This window comes from Streptomyces sp. NPDC042102 (genome assembly GCF_055582305.1).
The window spans coordinates 1-19359 of the sequence record NZ_JBVJDL010000017.1; the positions used below are offsets into that span (position 1 = coordinate 1).

Annotated in this window: 19 protein-coding genes; 11 read left to right on the forward strand and 8 right to left on the reverse strand. The window is 71.9% G+C overall.

Features of this window, described 5'->3' with window-relative positions; all coding sequences use genetic code 11:
* Positions 1–691 (forward strand): tetratricopeptide repeat protein (locus tag ACZ6KO_RS33000; RefSeq protein WP_469307653.1); only part of this gene is annotated, 691 nt, incomplete at its 5' end.
* A 291-nt stretch (positions 692–982) separates the two neighbouring features.
* On the opposite strand, the gene ACZ6KO_RS33005 is transcribed toward ACZ6KO_RS33000, so the two are convergent.
* Positions 983–1348 carry an ATP-binding protein gene (locus ACZ6KO_RS33005; RefSeq protein WP_469307654.1) on the reverse strand — a complete coding sequence of 122 codons (366 nt, stop codon included), beginning with the start codon at positions 1346–1348 and terminating at the stop codon, positions 983–985.
* Positions 1349–1629: 281 nt separating this feature from the next.
* On the opposite strand from ACZ6KO_RS33005, the gene ACZ6KO_RS33010 reads away from it, so the two are divergent.
* The 4 genes from ACZ6KO_RS33010 to ACZ6KO_RS33025 all read left to right on the forward strand — a co-directional run bounded on the left by ACZ6KO_RS33010 (position 1630) and on the right by ACZ6KO_RS33025 (position 4096).
* Positions 1630–2481, forward strand: coding sequence for a Scr1 family TA system antitoxin-like transcriptional regulator (locus ACZ6KO_RS33010; RefSeq protein ID WP_469307655.1), 852 nt, complete (start codon positions 1630–1632; stop codon positions 2479–2481).
* Between the two features lie 4 nt (positions 2482–2485).
* The gene (locus ACZ6KO_RS33015; protein ID WP_469307656.1) at positions 2486–2683 is read left to right on the forward strand and encodes a DUF397 domain-containing protein; all 198 of its coding nucleotides are present in this window, start codon (positions 2486–2488) and stop codon (positions 2681–2683) included.
* A 286-nt stretch (positions 2684–2969) separates the two neighbouring features.
* On the forward strand, positions 2970–3269 hold the full coding sequence (locus tag ACZ6KO_RS33020; RefSeq protein ID WP_469307657.1) for a GNAT family protein: 300 nt from the start codon (positions 2970–2972) through the stop codon (positions 3267–3269).
* Between the two features lie 110 nt (positions 3270–3379).
* A complete protein-coding gene (locus ACZ6KO_RS33025; protein ID WP_469307713.1) occupies positions 3380–4096 on the forward strand; it encodes a hypothetical protein in 717 nt (238 codons plus the stop codon).
* 45 nt (positions 4097–4141) lie between these two features.
* Here the strand turns inward: ACZ6KO_RS33025 and ACZ6KO_RS33030 are convergent, their stop codons facing one another.
* A complete protein-coding gene (locus ACZ6KO_RS33030; RefSeq protein ID WP_469307658.1) occupies positions 4142–5365 on the reverse strand; it encodes a hypothetical protein in 1224 nt (407 codons plus the stop codon).
* A gap of 205 nt (positions 5366–5570) precedes the next feature.
* Between ACZ6KO_RS33030 and fxsT the strand changes: the two genes are divergently transcribed.
* Positions 5571–8069 carry an FxSxx-COOH system tetratricopeptide repeat protein gene (gene fxsT, locus ACZ6KO_RS33035; protein WP_469307659.1) on the forward strand — a complete coding sequence of 833 codons (2499 nt, stop codon included), beginning with the start codon at positions 5571–5573 and terminating at the stop codon, positions 8067–8069.
* Between the two features lie 193 nt (positions 8070–8262).
* Here the strand turns inward: fxsT and ACZ6KO_RS33040 are convergent, their stop codons facing one another.
* The 4 genes from ACZ6KO_RS33040 to ACZ6KO_RS33055 all read right to left on the reverse strand — a co-directional run bounded on the left by ACZ6KO_RS33040 (position 8263) and on the right by ACZ6KO_RS33055 (position 12298).
* The gene (locus ACZ6KO_RS33040; RefSeq protein WP_469307660.1) at positions 8263–8712 is read right to left on the reverse strand and encodes an ATP-binding protein; all 450 of its coding nucleotides are present in this window, start codon (positions 8710–8712) and stop codon (positions 8263–8265) included.
* Positions 8713–9012: 300 nt separating this feature from the next.
* A complete protein-coding gene (locus ACZ6KO_RS33045) occupies positions 9013–9927 on the reverse strand; it encodes an acyl-CoA dehydrogenase family protein (RefSeq protein WP_469307661.1) in 915 nt (304 codons plus the stop codon).
* A gap of 8 nt (positions 9928–9935) precedes the next feature.
* Positions 9936–11090: an acyl-CoA dehydrogenase family protein gene (locus ACZ6KO_RS33050; RefSeq protein WP_469307662.1), complete on the reverse strand. Its 1155-nt coding sequence runs from the start codon at positions 11088–11090 to the stop codon at positions 9936–9938.
* A complete protein-coding gene (locus ACZ6KO_RS33055; protein ID WP_469307663.1) occupies positions 11081–12298 on the reverse strand; it encodes an amidohydrolase family protein in 1218 nt (405 codons plus the stop codon). The genes ACZ6KO_RS33050 and ACZ6KO_RS33055 overlap by 10 nt, the downstream gene beginning before the upstream one ends.
* A gap of 197 nt (positions 12299–12495) precedes the next feature.
* Between ACZ6KO_RS33055 and ACZ6KO_RS33060 the strand changes: the two genes are divergently transcribed.
* Together ACZ6KO_RS33060 and ACZ6KO_RS33065 are read left to right on the forward strand one after the other, a co-directional pair.
* Complete coding sequence (locus ACZ6KO_RS33060; protein WP_469307664.1) at positions 12496–14043, forward strand: class I adenylate-forming enzyme family protein; 1548 nt, start codon at positions 12496–12498, stop codon at positions 14041–14043.
* Between the two features lie 119 nt (positions 14044–14162).
* Entirely contained in the window at positions 14163–15335 is a 1173-nt protein-coding gene (locus ACZ6KO_RS33065) for a serine hydrolase domain-containing protein (protein ID WP_469307665.1), read from the forward strand.
* Between the two features lie 43 nt (positions 15336–15378).
* Here ACZ6KO_RS33065 and ACZ6KO_RS33070 read toward each other — a convergent pair whose 3' ends face one another.
* Both ACZ6KO_RS33070 and ACZ6KO_RS33075 read right to left on the reverse strand, forming a co-directional pair.
* On the reverse strand, positions 15379–15903 hold the full coding sequence (locus ACZ6KO_RS33070) for an EF-hand domain-containing protein (protein ID WP_469307666.1): 525 nt from the start codon (positions 15901–15903) through the stop codon (positions 15379–15381).
* A gap of 167 nt (positions 15904–16070) precedes the next feature.
* Positions 16071–17234, reverse strand: a complete 1164-nt coding sequence (locus tag ACZ6KO_RS33075) for an RNA-guided endonuclease InsQ/TnpB family protein (protein WP_469307667.1) — start codon at positions 17232–17234, stop codon at positions 16071–16073.
* Between the two features lie 9 nt (positions 17235–17243).
* Between ACZ6KO_RS33075 and ACZ6KO_RS33080 the strand changes: the two genes are divergently transcribed.
* The 3 genes from ACZ6KO_RS33080 (at position 17244) to ACZ6KO_RS33090 (ending at position 19353) form a co-directional block, all read left to right on the forward strand.
* Positions 17244–17381, forward strand: coding sequence for a hypothetical protein (locus tag ACZ6KO_RS33080; RefSeq protein ID WP_469307668.1), 138 nt, complete (start codon positions 17244–17246; stop codon positions 17379–17381).
* Positions 17382–17578: 197 nt separating this feature from the next.
* Complete coding sequence (locus ACZ6KO_RS33085) at positions 17579–18139, forward strand: sigma factor (RefSeq protein ID WP_469307669.1); 561 nt, start codon at positions 17579–17581, stop codon at positions 18137–18139.
* The gene (locus ACZ6KO_RS33090; protein WP_469307670.1) at positions 18136–19353 is read left to right on the forward strand and encodes a zf-HC2 domain-containing protein; all 1218 of its coding nucleotides are present in this window, start codon (positions 18136–18138) and stop codon (positions 19351–19353) included. Before ACZ6KO_RS33085 ends, ACZ6KO_RS33090 begins: the two co-directional genes overlap by 4 nt.
* Positions 19354–19359 lie beyond the last annotated feature (6 nt).

Consider the following 19359-nt stretch of genomic DNA (forward strand, 5'->3'; position numbering starts at 1 on the left):
ACGCAAGGAGGGCCTGGCTGCCATCCAGGAGTCCGCCGGTCACTACCGCACCCTGGCCGAGGCCAACCCCGACGCCCACCTGCCCGACCTCGCCAGCGCCCTCAACAATCTCTCCGTCCGCCTGGGTGAGGTGGGGCGACGCAAGGAGGGCCTGGCTGCCATCCAGGAGTCCGCCGGTCACTACCGCACCCTGGCCGAGGCCAACCCCGACGCCCACCTGCCCGACCTCGCCATGGCTCTCAGCAATCTCTCCGTTTGCCTGGGTGCGGTGGGGCGACGCGAGGAGGGCCTGGCTGCCATCCAGGAGTCCGCCGGTCACTACCGCACCCTGGCCGAGGCCAACCCCGACGCCCACCTGCCCGACCTCGCCAGCGCCCTCAACAATCTCTCCGTTTGCCTGGGTGAGGTGGGGCGACGCGAGGAGGGCCTGGCTGCCGTCCAGGAGGCCGTCACAATCCGCCGCGTCCTGGCCGAGGCCAACCCCGACGCCCACCTGCCCGACCTCGCCATGGCTCTCAACAATCTCTCGATCCGCCTGGGTGCGGTGGGGCGACGCGAGGAGGGCCTGGCTGCCGTCCAGGAGGCCGTCACAATCCGCCGCGTCCTGGCCCAAGCCAACCCCGACCTCTTTGGACCGGCCCTGCAGCGGTCCCTGGACGTGGCTGCATGGTTGGAAGGGCTTGAACCGTAAGCCCTGAGGTCGGTTTCCGCTGGAGGAATACCGCACCTCGGGAATCGCTCCCCGCCAGCTCCGCCGTGCGCCAGGCTGGCCTCGGCGGCGGCCTTGTCGAGGATCCGCCCGATCTCGGCCGCGACCATCCGCCCTCGAGATCGGTGACGTGCGCGGCCCGCGCTTCATGGCGATGCAGGCGCGCGGCCAGCTCGGGATGCCGCTCGATCGCGACGTGCAGCGCCCACTGACGCAGGAACCTGCGCATGGGCGCGGAGCCACCGCCGGCTGCCTGCTCCAGGCCCACCGCGGTCACTCACGGGACACGAGGCTGAACCACACCGCCTTGGCCGTCCCGTCGTCGAGCATCACCACGGACCAGTCGTCCGCGTACGCCCGCACGAGGTCCAGGCCGCGCCCGCAGGTGTCGAACAGTCCACCCCCGCCGGCCGGCCACCGGTCAGGGGCGCTGTCGTAGACGTAGACCGTCACCACGGCGCCCTGGAGCAGGACCTCGACCCCGATTTCGGGTGTGGCGGTGTGCTGGTGGGCGTTGGTCACCACCTCCGAGGTGCACAGGCGCGCCCGCTCGGCCAGTCGCTCCTGTCCCGCCGTCCGCAGGACCAGGGTCACCCAGTCCCGGGCCAGCCTGGGGGTGTCGGCCCGGCTGGGGGCCACGAGTCGGTACGTCAGGGGTGGGGTTAACGCGCACGTCTTCATCGGTCTCGTTCTCCCAACGCGGTACGAGGTCGCGCTGCGCGCCATGCCGTGGCGTTGGCCGCATACCTCAAGGCATGGGGAAGCGGCTGCACTTCGGTCTTGTGGACGCGTGACGCTGTGCTGCAACCGACTATAGCGAGACGGTAATACGGTTGTTACTGATTCCGTAGAATCCGTATGGTCGTTGGACCCGACCCCAAGCCGCGCGCGACACTGAGACCCGACAGGAGGGGAGGCCGATGCCGCCGAGGAAGGCTCCGACCGCACGTCAGCGCCGCCTGGGTGCCGAGCTTCGCAAGATCCGGGAGCAAGCCGGGATCTCGTTGACCGATGCCGCAGCGCAGTTGAGCACGGACCGGACCAACATGAGCAACATCGAGAACGGTCGCTTCGGTGTCAGCAGCGACCGTGTCCGCAGATGGACGAGGCACTACGGCTGCCCAGAGCCGGCCTACGTGGACGCGCTGGCGGCCATGGCGGAGGAACGCGGGCGGGGTTGGTGGGACGACTATCGGGACGAAGTACCCGCAGCCCTGCTCGACATCTGCGAACTCGAGCACCATGCCGTGGCCCTCCGTAGCGTGCAGATCATGCACATGCCCGGACTGCTGCAGACCGAGGACTACGCCCGCGCCGTATTCGAAGAAGCAGTTCCACCACTGCGCCCCGTCGACCTGCGTCGCCTCCTGTCGCTCCGGATGCGACGCCGGGACATCCTCGACCGCAAGGAAACGATCAGTTGCAGCTTCCTGATCCATGAAGCGGCCCTGCGCATGAGGTTCGGTGGGCGGAAGGTCGCATTGAATCAGCTCGACTACCTCCTCAAGCAGTCCGAGCGGGACAACGTGACGGTCAGGGTGATCCCGTTCGAGGCGGGCGGCATTCCGAACGCTGGAGGCCCGACCCTCTACGCGTACGGGCCGGTGCCTCAGCTGGACACAGTCCAGACGGACATCGCGTCCGGTTCCGCACTGCTTGACGCCACGACGCGACTGGCCAACTACCGAGCAGTGCTTGATCGGACCGAGGCGCGGTCGTACGACCCCGAACGGTCTCGCGACTTCATTCGCGAGGCGGCGCAACAACTATGAAGGCGTGAGAACAGTGGACATCAACTGGCGTAAGTCCTCCAGGTCGGCGGACGCCGGCAACTGCCTTGAAGTCGCGATGAAGGACGGCGAGATCCTGATCCGCGAGAGCGACGACCCCGACATCGTCATCCGCACCTCCCGAGCCAAGCTCCGGGCGTTCATCGACGGGGCGGCTGCGGGCGAGTTTGACGACCTCGCCTGACCGGCACGCGGCACCCCCGGCCCCCTGGCTACCGGCCAGGGGGCCGAGCCGTGCCGGGCCGCACACCCCGTATCACCCGTTAGACGTCAAACGCTTGATACAGATCTGTAGCTAACGCTAACTTCGGCGTGCGCCACCCCTTCACCGGCAGTGCAACTCACCTGGTTCCTACGCTGGTTGAGAGGAGCACCTGGCCGCCCCACGGGCTTCGGAGGCAGACCCATGCGCACGATCGCCACCCTCCGCACCGGGTACTGGTTCGAGGCCGTCTGTTATCGCGACGTCTATGACGACCGGCCGCGGCTGCTCCACCGGGCCATGCTGGACACCCCCGAGCAGGCCGTTCGGCTGGTCGGGAACCAGATCCGCCACCCGCCCCGTCCCGCTCACCGCCGCCGAGATCGAGCGCGCCCTCGCCTGGGCCGCCGCCGGGGGCCGCGTCGCCGCGCTCGCCGCCCTGCACCGGGGGGAGCCCGTCGGGTTCAGCGTCGTCCTGCGCGACGGGCTCCGTCCCGAGTGGCGCGTGGTGCCCGTCACGTACGTCGAAATTGCCGCACCGGCGTGTCGGTCCCCCATGGAACTATGAGGTGTGCATGACGCGTCGTTGCGAACGCTGCGCGTCACGCGCACGTCCCCAGAACCCTCGGAGGAACCAGCAACATGTCCCAGTACGGTGCCGCCCCGCCGCCCCCGCCCATGCATCAGCCGCCCATGATGCCGCAGCCGCCCGCGCCCCGGCGCCGTACGGGCAGCGCCATAGCCAGCGTCCTGGTCCTCCTCCTGGTGATCGGCGGCATCTTCGGCCTCTCCCAGTGGATGAACAAGGACAAGAAGTCCTCGAACGCGTCGACGTCGTCCTCGGCGTCCTCCTCCCCGTCGAAGGCTCCGTCGAAGGCCCCCTCCTCGGACAAGTCCAGCTCCGCCGCCGGCGCCGAGAAGAACAGCCCCTGGAAGGTCGGCGAGTGCGGCGGTCCCGACCCCAAGGACCAGCCCGACGGCTACCGCAAGATCAGCTGCTCCGACTCCACGGCCACCTTCAAGGCCCTGGAGATCAAGGAGGCCAGCATCCTGGACAACGCCATCCAGTGCCCGGCCGGCACCGACCTGATCATCAAGGTCAGCGTCTCCTACGGCGGCAAGGGCACCGGCCTGCCCACCAACACCGTGTGCGGACGGAACCTCGGCAACGACCACCCCGGTGACGCGGGCGCGGGCGGCGGTCAGCTCGTCAAGGGCGACTGCATCACCGAGACCGCGAAGGAAGTCGCCTGCGCCTCGGCCGGCAAGGGCTCGTACAAGGTCCTCGACCTCGTCAAGACCAAGGAAGAGTGCCCGAAGGGCACCACCGAGCCTATGAGGCTCACCATCCAGATCGGCCGCCCGTACGACGTGATCTGCGCCGCCGACGTGTAAACGTCCGGCGCCCGGACGGCGGCCGTCGAAACGGCCGCCGTCCGGTCACACCCGGTCCCCGCGACGCGGGGCGAGCTCCGCGGCGGTCAGCGCCCGTCCCTTGCGCGCCGCCATCCGGGAGTTGTACGCGTCGAACAGCAGCCGCCGGTAGCCCGGCGGCCAGTGAACGGCCACCCCCTCCACCTGCCCTCCCGGCAGGTACTCGCGGGCGATCCGGTTCAAGAGCCGCAGGCAGTGGTGCCCCTTGTACTGACCGCGGCACGGTTCCTGCTGGCACATGCTGACCAGGGTCCCGCCGGCCAGCAGGGCCTGCTGGCCGGCGGCCCGGCGGGCCCGCAGTTCGGCCCGCATGACGGGCGCCGCCTTCTCCTCGGCATGCTCCTCGTCGTCGTAGTGCTTCGCGCCCAGGGCCATCGCGAGCAGATCGCCCTGGCAGGAGAACGCCACCATGACGTTGTACATGCCCTGCCGGCAGACCTGAGTGATCATCTGGGAGCGGTCCCGGCGCAGCGCCTCCCCGTGGGGCGTGCGGTGCGCGTGCGCGATCCACCAGTTGACGTTCTCCCCCACGCCCTCCAGGGCCATCAGGTGCGCGATGTTCGCGTAGCCCTGGTAGTCGGGCACCACGCACTCCTGCCCCTGCGTACGGGGGCGCTCGATGGCGATCTGCCGGATGACCGCCCGCTGGATGGGCGGGGTCAGGGTGATGGAGATCGGCCCCACCCAGGGCCCGGTACCGGTGGTCGCCCCGTCGAGGCCCTGCGGCACCGGCTGGGGCACCGCCACGGGGGGTGGCGGGAGGTTCGCCTCGCCGATCCGGCCCGGGGTCGGGTGGTACGGCATGCGGGGCGCGCCGGCGGCGCCGCTCAGCTGCTGCCAGTTCAGGTACAGCAGGTACCCCGCTCCGGCCACCGCCCCCGCCACCGCCACCGCGACGACGGCCCCGACGACGATCTCGCCGCCGACCACGGCGAGCACCAGCGCGGCGGCGCGGCCCGCGATACCGGCCGAGCCGATCACCGAGACCACCTCGACCTGGGACAGCGCCAGGGCTCCGGCGGCCCCCGCCCCGGCGACGGCGGGCTCCAGACTCTGCCGCTGCACCAGCAGCCGGCCCACGGCGCGGTTGCCGACGCGGGACTGGAGGGCGAGCAGCCGTGCCCGATCGGCCGGCGCCCCGGGGTCCGGCACGGCCTCGGCGGCCCGTCGCGGATGGAGCGCCCCGCGGGACCGCCGGCGGGCGTCCTCGTCCTGCTCGTGTCCGTGCATGCCGCCCCTCCCGCGCCGCCCGCGCCGATCCTGCCGACTGCCTTGCTCGGTGGCCAGATCCGCGCGGGGGCGCGCGGGGGCACTGACGTGTGCCCGAAAGGCTGGGACGGCCGGAGAGCACGGCGGCCGGGAATTCCGGTTCGGGGCCAACAGCCCCTCGCCGATGGCGCATTCTGAGAGGCGGACGACTGCTGGAGGGGGCGCGGTGCAGGGCAAGAGCGCACGGGCTGGATCGGTGGCGGCGGCGGTGGCGGCGCTGGTGGCCGGGGGCACGGGGGTGTTCACGAACTACGTCACGGCGAAGGTGCCGGCCTGGGCGGAGAACCCGTGGCTGGTGTGGACGGTCTTCGGCGTGATGGTGCTGGCCTCGGCCGGGCTCCAGGTGTGGAGCCGCCGACTGGACGGCGGCGGGGGCGCCGCTTCGGCGCGCCTGGTGCCGGTCAGCCGGGTCGTGGCGGGGGTCATGGAGTCACTCGCGGCCCCGCACACGGGTGGCCCGGTCCGGGGGCGGGAGGCGGACCTGGCCGAGCTACGGCGCCTGCTGCGCCGCCCGCAGGGGCGGTTCGCGGTGCTGTGCGGGGCGGGCGGGCTCGGCAAGACGACCGTGGCCGCGTCACTGGCGGAGCAGGCCCGGGCGGACGGCACGGCCGTGTTCTGGATCCGGTGGCGCGACGAGCAGCAGCTGGCCGAGCACATGGTGCGGATCGCGGTCGCCTGCGGCATGCCGGAGGAACAGCTGGAGGCCGCGCGGGCCGGGCGGCTGAGCCTGCCCGACGCGGTGTGGGAGCAACTGGCCTTGGCGGGCCGCTGGCTGATCGTGCTGGACAACGTGGACGAGCCGGAGGCACTCGGATCTGGCCGGGACCCGGTGGGCACGTATCGCGGGTGGATCCGCCCGGCCGGCAGCGGGCTGCTGCTGGTGACCAGCCGGAACACCGACAGCGGTACGTGGGGCGGCGCGGCGGTCCTGCGCCGCCTGACGCCCCTGGAAGGGCAGGCGGGCTCGGAGGTCCTGAGGGACGGGGCCCCTGACGCGGGTACCGCCGAAGAGGCCCGGGCGCTGGCCGAGCGACTCGGCGGACTGCCCCTGGCCCTGCACGCCGCCGGCCGCTACCTGGCCGCCGCGGGCAGCCGGTACCGGACGTACGCCAGCTACACCGAGGCCCTGGACCGCGAACTGTCCAGCCTCCTGGGCGCCGAACACCCCCGGGCCGCCGATCCCGAGGTCGCGCGCGCCGTCGTACGCCACACCTGGGAACTGTCCCTCGACCAGCTCACCGACGCCGGGAACACCCTGGCCCGGCCGGTCCTGCGGCTGCTGTCCCTGCTGGGAGCGGCGCCGGTTCCGCTGTCGTTCGTCACCCCTGACCTGGTAACCGCGGCGACGGGGTTGGCGGCAAGCGAGGTCGCGGTGGAGGCCGCGGTCAATGGGCTGCACACGTACGGTCTGGTCGACTCCGTCACCGGCGAATCGGGCGGCCCGGCCGGGCTGGTGGTGCTGCACCCCCTGGTCCGGGAGATCTCCGCTCTGGCCCTGTCCGGGGAGGTCACACACCCGGAGCAATGGCATGCGGCACTCTCCGGCCAGCTGGGCCGGACCGTCCAGGACGTCACAGCTGCCGGACGCGCGGGCTGGGCGACCGCTCGCGTACTCGCCCCGCACGCACTTGCCGTCGCCGGACTCGACGGCTGCTGCGACGACCCGGCACTCGCGAACACGCTGAGCACCCTCGCCGACGGCCTGGACGATGCCGGGCAACACGCCGGGCAGCACGCCCTGGCTCAGCAGGCGGAGTCCATTCGCACCCGCGTTCTCGGCCCGGACCACCTCGACACCCTGGACAGCCGCAACAACCTCGCCAACGCGCTCTACGAGCTGGGCCGGTACCAGGAGGCCGCCGACCTCCACCAGCAGACCCTCACCGACATCGTCCACATCCTCGGCCCCGACCACCCCCACACCCTGACCAGCCGCAACAACGTAGCCAACGTGCTCTTTGAATTGGGGCAGTACCAGGAAGCTGTCGACCTCCACCAGCAGACCCTTACCGACCGCACCCGCATCATCGGCCCCGACCACCCCGACACCCTCAGCAGCCGCAACAACCTCGCCATCGCGCTCTATGAGCTGGAGCAGTACCAGGAGGCCGCCGACCTCCACCAGCAGACCCTCACCGACCGCACCCGCACCCTCGGCCCCAACCACCCCGACACCCTCAGCAGCCGCAACAACCTCGCCAACGTGTTCCACAGGCTGGGGCAGCACCAGGAGGCCGCCGACCTCCACCAGCAGACCCTCACCGACCGCACCCGCACTCTCGGCCCCAACCACCCCCACACACTGAGCAGCCGCAACAACCTCGCCAACGCGCTCTACGAACTGGGGCAGCACCAGGAAGCTGCCGACCTCCACCAGCAGACCCTCGCCGACCGCACCCGCGCCCTCGGCCCCAACCACCCCGACACGCTGAACAGCCGCAACAACCTCGCCGTCGCGTTCTATGAGCTGGAGCGGTACCAGGAGGCCGCCGACCTCCACCAGCAGACCCTCACGGACCGCACCCGGATTCTCGGCCCCGACCACCCCGACACCCTGAACAGCCGCAACAACCTCGTCAGTGCCCAGCAGGCTGCCCAGCAGCACAGCGCGCCCCGGCCTCTCCGCCGCGCCTGGCGCCGCCTAACGAGCCGCCCCGCCCCGTAACGGGGACCATGCCCCATAACGGGTCCCCCGACCCCGTTCAGTGGGTGGCGGCGTACGTTCGTGCACGCCCCGAGCGCGGCACGGCAGCCGCCACCCCACGACCCGCACTCGTCAAGGCCGAACCCTTGGCGTCCCCTCGCGACGAATCGTCCATTCCAGGGTGATCAACGCATGACGGTCCGTCAACACCTCGTTAGAGGTACACGCGCGGTTCCCGGCCCGGGCCACTTTTTTCGCGGACCTCGTCGGCGGCCTTGTGCGCGCGGTCGACCTCGCACCAGATCCGCTTGCCCGCACCCTCGCGCTGCCAGCCCCAGCGGTCCGCGAGGCCGACCACCAGTTCCAGTCCGCGCCCGCCCGTGTCCTCGCCGTCCGCGTGCCGCGGGGCCGGCGGGCGGTCGCTCGCGTCGGCGACCTCGACCCGGACCCCGGGGCCGCCGAACAGCATCCGCAGGACCGCCGGGCAGCCGGTGTGCACCACGGCGTTCGTGACCAGTTCCGAGATCAGCAGGACCAGCGTCTCGGCGAGTGGTTCGTCATCCCCTATGCCCGACCCCGCCAGCCGGGAGCGCGCCCACCGGCGGGCCCGGCCGACCTCCGCGGGGTCGGGACCTACCTCCAGCTGAACCTGAAGCACCTGCACCGCTCACACCATCCGAACCGGCTGACACTTCGCCTCGCGACAGGACGGAATCACGGACCGTGATCCCCTTGCGGAGCAGCATGGTTGACATACAGTCACGACAACAAGCGCTTCGGGCATATTCCAGCGCGAAGGAGTAGGCGTGGTGCATACTGTGCGACGCACTCGCCGCTCAACCGCTCGCATCGGTGGAGCGTACCGTGACCCGCCCCCGACTCCGGTCCGTGAGCAAGCGGGCGAAGGACACGAACCGATATCAACTCTCCGTAATCGGACATGCACCCCTCCGTTTCCCAGCCGTCACACCCATGACTCCTCCGACGAAGCGATGAGCCCAGCGGCCAGCAGTTCCTCCGCCTCCGCCGCCCCCAGCCACTGACCGGCCCGCACCCAGGCCCGTTTCAGGTGCAGGTGCACGTCCGCCTCCCAGGTGAACCCCATCCCGCCATGGACCTGGAGACAGTCCCGCGCGTTGCGTACGGCGGCCTCGTCGGCCAGCAGCTTCGCCGCCGCCACCTCGCCCGGGTCGCCGGTCACCGCCGCCGCGTACAGCGCCGTACGGGCCACCTCCGCCCGGACCAGCATCTGCGCGCACAGGTGCTTGACCGCCTGGAAGGCACCGATCGGCTGCCCGAACTGCTCGCGCCCGCGCGCGTGGTCGACCGCCAGCTCCACCGTCCGCAGCGCGCTGCCGAGCTGGAGCGCCGCCGTCAGCAGCGCCCCCGTGTCGCGGTACGGCGCCGGGGAGGCGTACGCCGACGCGTCCACCTTGTGCAGTGGTGTCAGCGGGTCCACCGGGCGGACCGGGTCGCCCGCCGGTACGGCTTCGGCGCCCAGGACCGCGTCCGCCTCGCCCAGGTACGCCACCAGCGGGCCGCCGAGGTCGAAGGCCGTCACCACGGCCGTCCCCTCCGCCGCCCCCGGGACCGTGCCGGCCGCCAGGTGGGTCGCCACCAGGGGGCCGGGCAGCAGGGCCCGCCCGGCCTCCTCGAAGACGAGGACGGCCTCGGGCAGGCCGAGCCCCACGCCCCCGGCGGACTCCGGCAGCCGCAGGGCGAAAAGGCCCGCCTCGCCCAGCTCCCGCCACAGGGCCCGGTCGACGGCCGCGCCGGTGTCCACGGCCTTGCGCAGCGCCTCGCGCCCGTACCGCCCGGCCAGCAGTTCCCGTACGCCCGCGCGCAGGGCCCGCTGGTCCTCGCTCAGCCGGAAGTCCACGGCCGCCCTCACCTGCCCTTCGGGAGGCCGAGGATGCGCTCGGCCACGATGTTCTGCTGGATCTGCGAGGTGCCGGCCGCGATCGTGTAGGAGAGGGAGGAGAGCCGGTCCAGGGTCCATTCCTCGCCCAACGACAACGACCACGGCCCCAGCACCTCGGCGGCCGCGTCGAACAGCTCCTGCCGCGCGTGCGAGTAGCGCAGCTTGAAGACGGAACCGCCGATGCCGGGGACTCCGCCGGCCGCCTGCGCCTCGCTGACGTTCCACTGGGTGAGCCGCCACAGCGCGCCGAACTCCGCCGCCAGGCGGCCGAGCCTGCGGCGCAGTACGGGGTCGTCCCAGCGGCCGTTCTCCCGCGCCCGGCGGGCCAGGGCGCCCAGGACCCGCCGGCACGCCACGACCTCGCCGACGAAGGCGGTGCCGCGCTCGAAGGACAGGGTCACCATGGTGACCCGCCAGCCGTCGTTCTCCGCGCCCACCCGGTTGGCGACCGGCACCCGCACCTCGTCGAGGAACATCTCGGCGAATTCGGTCGAGCCCGCCAGCGTGCGCAGCGGGCGCACCGTGACCCCGGGCGCGTCCATCGGCATGGCCAGCCAGGTGATGCCCCGGTGCTTGGGAGCGTCGGGGTCGGTGCGGACCAGCAGTTCGCACCAGTCTGCGACCTCCGCGTGCGAGGTCCAGATCTTGGAGCCGGTCACGACGTACGCGTCCCCGTCGCGCACCGCCCGCGTGCGCAGGGCGGCCAGGTCCGAGCCCGCGTCCGGCTCGCTGAAGCCCTGGCACCACACCTCGTCGCCGCGCAGGACGGGCGGCAGCCAGCGGGCGCGCTGCTCGGCCGTGCCCTCGGCGGCGATGGTCGGGCCGGCGTGCAGCAGGCCCACGAAGTTCGCGCCGACGTACGGGGCGCCCGCCCGTTCGGTCTCCTCCAGGAAGATCAGGGCCTGCGTGGGCGTGGCGCCGCGGCCGCCCGCGTCCACGGGCCAGTCCAGGCCGGCGTACCCGGCGTCGTACAGCCGCCGCTGCCAGCCGAGGTCGTAGGCGCGCCGGCCCGGCCAGTCGTCCGGGGAGGGCGGGGCGGGCAGCGCGGGCAGTGTCCTCGCGAGCCAGGCGCGCAGCCTCGCCCGGAACTCCCGCTCCTCCTCGGTGCAGGTCAGGTCCACTGGCCCGCCCGGCGGCGGTCGCGGTCAAGGTCCAGGCCCAGCATGCGGATGGCGTTGCCGCGCATCAGCTTGTAGACCGTCTCCTCGTCGAGGCCCAGGACGTGGTCGAGGGCGACCTCCTTGGTGTGCGGGAAGGTCGAGTCGACGTGCGGGTAGTCGGTCTCGAAGGTGGCGTTGTCGCGGCCGACGACGTCGAGCGAGGCGATGCCGTGCTTGTCGCGGAAGAAGCAGCAGTACATCTGCCGGTAGTAGTACGTGGAGGGCGGCTCGGGGATCAGGTCGCGGACCCCGCCCCAGGCGCGGTGCTCCTCCCACACGTCGTCGGCGCGCTCCAGCGCGTACGGGATCCAGCCCATCTGGCCCTCGCTGTAGGCCAGCTTCAGCGTCGGGAACTTCACCAGCACCCCGCTGAAGAGGAAGTCCATCATCGAGGCCATCGCGTTGTTGAAGCTGAGCGAGGCCTGGACGGCGGGCGGGGCGTCGGGGGAGGCGGCGGGCATCTGGGAGCTGGACCCGATGTGCATGTTGACGACCGTGCCGGTCTCCTGGCAGACGGCGAAGAACGGGTCCCAGTAGCCGGAGTGGATGGACGGCAGCCCGAGGTAGGTGGGGATCTCGGAGAAGGTGACGGCCCTGACCCCGCGGGCCGCGTTGCGGCGGATCTCGGCGACCGCGAGGTCGATGTCCCACAGCGGGATGATGCACAGCGGGATCAGCCGGCCGCCGCTGTCGCCGCACCACTCCTCGACCATCCAGTCGTTGTACGCGCGCACGCAGGCGAGCGCGACCTCCTTGTCGTGGGCCTCGGCGAAGGTCTGGCCGCAGAAGCGCGGGAAGGTCGGGAAGCACAGGGAGGCCTCGACGTGGTTGAGGTCCATGTCCTTGAGGCGTTCGGCGGGGTCCCAGCAGCCGCGGCGCATCTCGGCGCGGGTGATGCCCTCCAGGGTCATGTCGTCGCGGTCGAAGCCGACGGCGGCGATGTTGCGCTTGTACGGGAACTTCAGGTCCTCGTAGATCCACCAGTCGGTGGGCGGGCCGTCGGGGTCCATGGTGATCACGTACTTGCCGCCGGTGTACGCGAGCTCGCCGATGCCGGCGGTCAGCGGCTGGGGGCCCCGGTCGCGGTACTTGGCGGGGAGCCAGGTCGAGAAGAGATGGGCGGGCTCGATCACGTGGTCGTCGACGCTGATGATCCGAGGCAGTTCCATGGGGTCCCCTCACCGTGTCCGGGCGCTGCCGTCCGCGCACCGGCAATCTGATGGATCGTCAGAAATAAGCTAGCCCCGTCACCCCTGGACCGACAAGCGGCAGCGCCCTACGCTTCCCAGTCGATCTGACGCAACGTCAGACACTGCCTTGCCCGCGTCCCCGCGTCCCCGCGTCCCCGCGTTCCGGAGGTCAGGCCATGACGGACACCGCACACGAGCTGGCCCAGGCCCCCACCCTGTGGGAACTGGTCGCCCGCCGGGCAGCCCTCACCCCGCACACCCCCGCCCTCATCGAGGCGGAGACCGACCGCTCGATCACCTTCGGCCGGCTTCGCGAGCGCGCCGAGGCCGTCGCGGCCGGCCTCTTCGCCCGGGGCGTGCGGCCCGGCACGGTCGTCGCCTGGCAGCTGCCCACCCGCATCGAGACGGTGCTGCTCTCGCTCGCCCTCGCCCGCCTCGGCGCCGTCCAGTCCCCCGTCATCCCGTTCTACCGCGACCGCGAGGTCGGCTTCGCGCTGCGCGAGTCCAAGGCCGAGTTCTTCGCCGTGCCCGGGCAGTGGCGCGGCTTCGACCACCGCGCGATGGCCGAGCGGCTCGGCGCCCGCGGCGTCTTCGAGGCGTACGCGGACACGGACCTGCCGGAAGCCGATCCCGGGCTGCTGCCCCCGCCGCCCGCCTCCGGCACCGACGTACGGTGGATCTACTGGACCTCCGGCACCACCTCCGACCCCAAGGGCGTCCTGCACACCGACCGCTCGCTCCTGGCGGGCGGCTCGTGCCTCGCGCACGCCCTGCGCCTGACCCCCGCCGACGTCGGCTCGATCGCCTTCCCGTACGCGCACATCGGCGGGCCCGACTACCTGGTGATGCTGCTGCTGTACGGCTTCCCGGCGGTCCTGTTCGAGAAGTTCGCGATGCCCGGCGCGGTGGCCGGCTACCGCCGCCACGGGGTCACCGTCGCCGGCGGCTCGACCGCCTTCTACTCGCTCTTCCTGACCGAGCAGCGCAAGGACCCCGGCGAGCCGCTGATCCCCACCCTGCGGCTGCTGGCGGGCGGCGGCGCCCCCAAACCGCCGGAGATCTACCACGCGGTGGTGCGCGAGCTGGGCTGCAAGCTCACCCACGGCTACGGCATGACCGAAGTCCCCATGATCACCATGGGTTCGCCCGACGACACCGACGACGACCTCGCCACCACCGAGGGCCGGCCGCCCGCCGGGATGTCCATACGGATCACCGGGCCCGACGGCTCGGTACTGCCCGCGGGCACCGACGGCGAGGTCCGGCTGCGCGGCGAGGCCGTCTGCCGGGGCTACCTCGACCCCGCGCAGACGGCGGAGGTGTTCGACGCCGACGGCTACCTGATCACCGGCGACCTCGGGCACCTCACCGCGAGCGGCCACCTGGTCCTCACCGGCCGCAGCAAGGACGTGATCATCCGCAAGGGCGAGAACATCTCCGCCAAGGAGATCGAGGACCTCCTGCACCAGCTGCCCGGCGTCGGCGACGCCGCCGTCATCGGCCTGCCCGACCCCGAGCGCGGCGAACGCGTCTGCGCGGTCGTCGAGCAGCCGCCGGGGGCCGCGCCCCTGGACCTGGCCGGGATCACGGCGTACCTGCGCGGGGCGGGCCTGGCCACGCACAAGCTGCCCGAGCAGCTGGAGCTGGTGGAGGCCCTGCCCCGCAACGACGCCCTGCGCAAGGTGCTCAAGTACAAGCTGCGCGAGCGCTACGCCCGCCCCTGACCCCGACCGCCGCCACCACCGGCCCCGGTCGCCGCCACCGGCCCGGTCGCCGCCTCCCGCGTCCCTTCCTACGCTGGGAGGAGCGGCCTCGGGGACATGAGGTGCGGAGGTGGTCCGCCATGGGCGCTCGGGGCAGGTTCCGGGGGATCTCCGCGGCGGCGGCCGCCTCCCTGCTGCTGGCCGCGCTGTGCGCCGGGCCGGCCCCGGCCGCCGCGCCGCCGGGGCGGGCGGACCTCGACCCGGCCACCGTGCAGCGCCTCGACGACGCGCTCGCCGCGGCCATGGAGCGGGGCGGCTTCCCCGGCATGAACGTCGGCCTGTGGATCGACGGCGGCGGCTCCTACCAGCGCTCGCTCGGCGTCTCCGACCAGGCCACCGGCGCCCCCATGAAGGCCGACATGTTCCACCGGATCGGCAGCGTCACCAAGACCTTCACCATCACCGCGGTCCTGCAACTCGTCGACGAGGGCCGGATCGGCCTCGACGACCCGATCGCGCGGTACGTCGACGGCGTGCCGGGCGGGGAGCGGATCACCGTACGGCAGCTCGCCGGCATGCGCAGCGGGCTGTTCGACTACACCCTCGACCCCACGTGGATGGCCGAGGTCCGCGCGGACCCGCAGCGCGTCTACACCCCGCGGCAGCTGCTGGACATCGCCTTCGCGCACCCCGCGCAGTTCCCGCCGGGCAGCAAGTGGATGTACAGCAACACCAATACGGTGCTGCTCGGCCTGATGATCGAGAAGGTGGGCGGGCAGCCGCTGGCCGCGTTCCTGCGCGAGCACGTCTTCGACCCGCTGCACCTGAACGACACGTCCCTGCCCAAGGACGGCGCCCTGCCCACCCCGTACGCCCACGGCTACACGGACTTCAGCCCCAGCGGCAAGCCGGTCGACTCCTCGCTGTGGAACCCCTCCTGGGCGTGGGCGGCCGGCGCGGTGATCTCCGACCTCGACGACCTGCGCGCCTGGGTGCCGGCGCTCGCCGACGGCAGGCTCCTGGAACCCGCCACCCAGGCCCAGCGCATGCGGATGGCGCCCACCGGCCATCCCGGCCTGGCCTACGGCCTGGGGATCCTCTCCCTGAACGGCTGGGTCGGGCACAACGGCGACATCCCCGGCTACGAGACCCTGGCGATCCGCCTGCCCGCCGAGCGGACCACCCTCGTCGTGCTCATCAACTCCGACATCGACAAGGGCACGGGCAGCCTGAGTTCACTGATCGGCAGGACGGTCACCGAGATCGTGACCCCGCAGCACCCCTTCGCGCCGCCGCCCGCGGCCAAGCGGTGAGGACGCGGTCCCGGGGACCGTCCTGCGTCGGAGCGGACGGGACCTACGGCGCGTCCGGCGCCTCGACCCCGCAGTAGCCGGCGAACGCGGCCAGGATCTCCTCCTCCGAGATCCGGCCGTCCCCGTCGGCGTCCAGGGCCCGCGCGATCTGCTCGGCGCCCTCGGCGGAGGTGCCCAGCACCCGCAGCACCCGGGCCACCGCCTCCGGCGTGGAGCCCTCGGGGCTGCCGCCCGACGCGACCGCGATGACCGCGTGCAGGAACGGCCGCGCGATCTCGGCGAACCGGGCAGGGCTGTCACGCAGCCGCTTGGCGGCGCCCGTGATGAACTCGTCGCGGGTCACCCGCTGGTCGCCGTCCACGTCGGCGATGCCGGCCATGCCCTGCCAGAAGGCCTCGGCCCCGTTGAAGACGGCCTGCCCCTGGTCGGAGCGTGCGGTGGTACCGAATTCGGCCAGCACCGCCCTGGCGGCCGCGCTGAAGTCCTCCCGGTCGATATATCCGTTGCCGTCCTGGTCGAAGGTGGCGAATCGGGCGGCGATCTTGCGCTCGTACTCTGCGCTGTCCATATTCGGCGTTCCGCCTTCACATGTGCGGTGGGTTCAGTTCAAGACAGGCGGAAGCGTAAGGCCTCGGTGGCCTGTGCGTTAAGGAAAGCCGGCAAGGAGGTGGCCGCATCGAACCCGCGCACGAGGAGCGCGGTGCGGCGCACGAGCCTTGACTTCCGCTCCCTGCCCTAAAGGGCGGGGATTCCTGCCACGGTCGTCTGACCGTCTCGGCGGGTTCCTGTTTCTCCGCGCTGTGCCGGGACGGGTCCCGGTCTTACCCGCGCTCCGCAGGCTGACACGGCCAGTCCGGCCGCCTTGGCGACGTTGACCGCCGCGTTGATGTCCCGGTCGAGGACGGCCCCGCACGCCCCGCACTCCCACACACGGATGTGCAGGGGCTTGGGGCCGTCCTTGACGCCGCACTGCGAGCACACCTGTGAGGTCGGCTCGAACCGGCCGATCTTGACGAGGGTGCGCCCGTACCGGGTGGCTTTGTACTCCAGCATGGTCACGAACTGCGACCATCCGGCGTCGTGCACGGACTTGGCCAGGCGCGTTCGGGCGAGGCCCTTGACCGCCAGGTCCTCAACGGCAACCGCTTGGTTCTCACGGATGATCTTCGTTGAGAGCTGGTGGTGGAATTCGCGCCGTGCGTCGGCCACCCGTGCGTGTGCACGGGCGGCCTTGAGGCGGGCCTTCGCCCTGTTGCTGCTGCCTTTGGCCTTGCGGGACAGGCGCTGCTGTTCCCGCTTGAGCTTCTTCTCGGCCCGGCGCAGGAAGCGCGGGCTGTCGATCTTCGTGCCGTCGGAGAGGACCGCGAAGTGCGACAGGCCCAGGTCGATACCGACCTGACCGGCGGTCCCGGGCAGCACCTCGCCGGTGCCGGTCTCGACGACGAACGAAGCGAAGTACCGCCCGGCCGCGTCCTTCACCACCGTCACCGTGGACGGCGTGGACGGCAGGGCGCGGGACCACTTCACCCGCACATCGCCGATCTTCGGCAGCGACAGGTCCCCGCCGGGAGTGATCTTCCATCGGGCGTTCGCGGTGAACCGTACGGCCTGCCGGTTGTCCTTGCGGGACTTGAACCGGGGCGGCCCCGTCTTCGGGCGTTTGCCCTTCAGGCCGTCGAAGAAGTTCCGGTAGGCGGTGTCCAGGTCCCGAAGGGACTGTTGCAGGACGACGGCGGAAACCTCGCCGAGCCAGGCCCGTTCCTCGGTCTTCTTCGCGGCGGTGAGCCGCTTGCCCAGCTCGGCACAGGAGACGAACGGCAGCCCGGCGGCACGGGCGGTCTCACGGACGCGCAGCGCGTCTGTACAGGCAGGCAGTGCGTTTTCGTCCTTAACGCTCACTTGGTTTTCGTGACGAAGTACCGCCACGAGGCCTTCGCCGACCAGCACCTGATGCGCATGGAAGAGATCACGCGATCGGTGTCCGAGGACGTCGAGGTCGAGCTGAAGGAGTTCAACGGCGAGGCGGAACCGCCCGGCCTGAGCTGAGGTCCCGCAGGCGCGGTGAACTCCGGCGCTCCGCACCTCCGGGCCAAGGATGGCCTTCACCACTGGGCTGAAGCCCGGCACTGGCCAAGTCACAGATAGCACGCAGGTCCTCCTTCCAGGGGGACCTTCTCCCAAAACGGGCGCGAACCGCACGGTGCCCACTACATTCGGAGGGTCGACACACGGCTGGGGGCATTATGCCGAAGGACGTACCACCGCGCTGGGACCGCCGCATGCAGCAACGTCTGGCACGCGGCGAGGCCGCCGCGCTCGGGGAGCTGTACGACCGTTTCGCATCGCTCGTGCACAGCCTGGCGCACCGCGTGCTCGGTGACGAGAAAGCGGCGGACCGGATCACCCGTGAAGTGTTCGGCTACATCTGGGAGAACCCGGACGCGTACGACCCCAAGCAGGGCTCGATGCGTTCCTGGGTGGCCCGGATCACCCAGGGCCAGGCCGTGGCCCGGCTGCGCCAGGCCGAGCTGGGCCGCGGTTCGCGCGAGGAGCTGGAGCGGAAGGTGGCCAGCGCCAACGCCGCCGCCCGCGCGGACTTCATCGTCACGTCCATGCCGGCGCCGCTGCGGGCCGCGCTGGAACTGGCGTACTTCAAGCGCCGCGACTACCGGCAGGCCGCCGCCGACCTCCAGATCAGCGAGGACGAGGCGCGCCGGCGGCTGCGCCTGGGACTCCAGCTGCTGTCGACCGCCAACGTCCTCCCGGAGGACATCGCCCCGCCCGGATACGGAAGTTCCCGATGAACGGCCCCGCCGAGTCTGCCGACGACGGACACCAGCTGCCGGGCCCCGCCCGGATACCGGGTCCACGGGCCGCGGCGGACGACTTCGCCGTCCTGCCCGCGGTGACGCCGATCGGGCCGCCCTCGCACGACGTGCTGAAGTCGCTGCTGGGCGCGTGGGCGCTGTCGGCGTGCTCGCCGGAGGAGACGCACGCGGTGGAGGAGCACCTCACCGAGTGCGCGCCCTGCGCGGAGGAGGCGCTGCGGCTGCGCGACGCGGTGGGCCTGCTGCACCCCGAGGAGAGCCTGGACCTCAAGCCCCTGCTGCGTTCACGGGTGCTGGAGGACTGCCTGGGCAAGCGTCCGGCGCGGATCCCGGTGCCGGTCTGGGCGACGCCGTACGACACCGAGACGGCTCGGCTGGACGCGCTGCTGCGGGACTTCGGGGACTCGGAGTGGCACACGCCGGTCCGGCTGAAGTGGTTCCAGGAGGAGCGACGGACCTCGCGGCGGACGACGGTGGCCGGGGTCATCGGGCATCTGCTGACGGTGGACGCGCTGGTCGCGACCGCGCTGGGGCTGACCGATCCGCTGGGCGCGCAGGCACCGGCCGATCCCACGGCCCGCACGGAGGAGTTCTGGTCCTCCTCGCCGTACCCGGCCACCCGCCAGGTCCGGGAACCCTGGCGAGAACAGGGGCACACCCTGGTGCGTACGGTCTCCTTCGCGGGCCGCGGCGTCGCCGACCTCGCGGTGGACTACGGGGACTTCTCGCTGCCGCTGGGGGACGCGTTCCTGGAACGGGCCTTCGAGTGCTGGGTGCACGCCTCCGACATCGCGGAGGCGGTGGACTACCCGTACGAGCCGCCGGCCGGCCCGCACCTGCACGGGATGATCGACCTGGCGGCCCGGCTGCTGCCCGGTGCGCTGGCCGACCGCCGCCGGGGCGGGCTGGCCGGCCCGCCCCAGGACCTGGTGGCGGCGGGCAAGCCGGGCCGGACGCTGCACCTGGAGATCGAGGGCGCGGGCGGCGGGTCCTGGGACATCGCGCTGGACTCGCCGGCGGCGGCGACCTCGGCGGACCGCACGGTCGCGGAGATCGCGATGGACACCATCGAGTTCTGCCAGCTCGCGGCCGGGCACATCGCCCCGGAGGAGGCGGCGGCCGGCCAGCACGGTGACCGCGAGGCGATCCGCGACGTCCTCTTCGCGGCGGCTTCCCTGAGCCGGCTGTAGCACCAC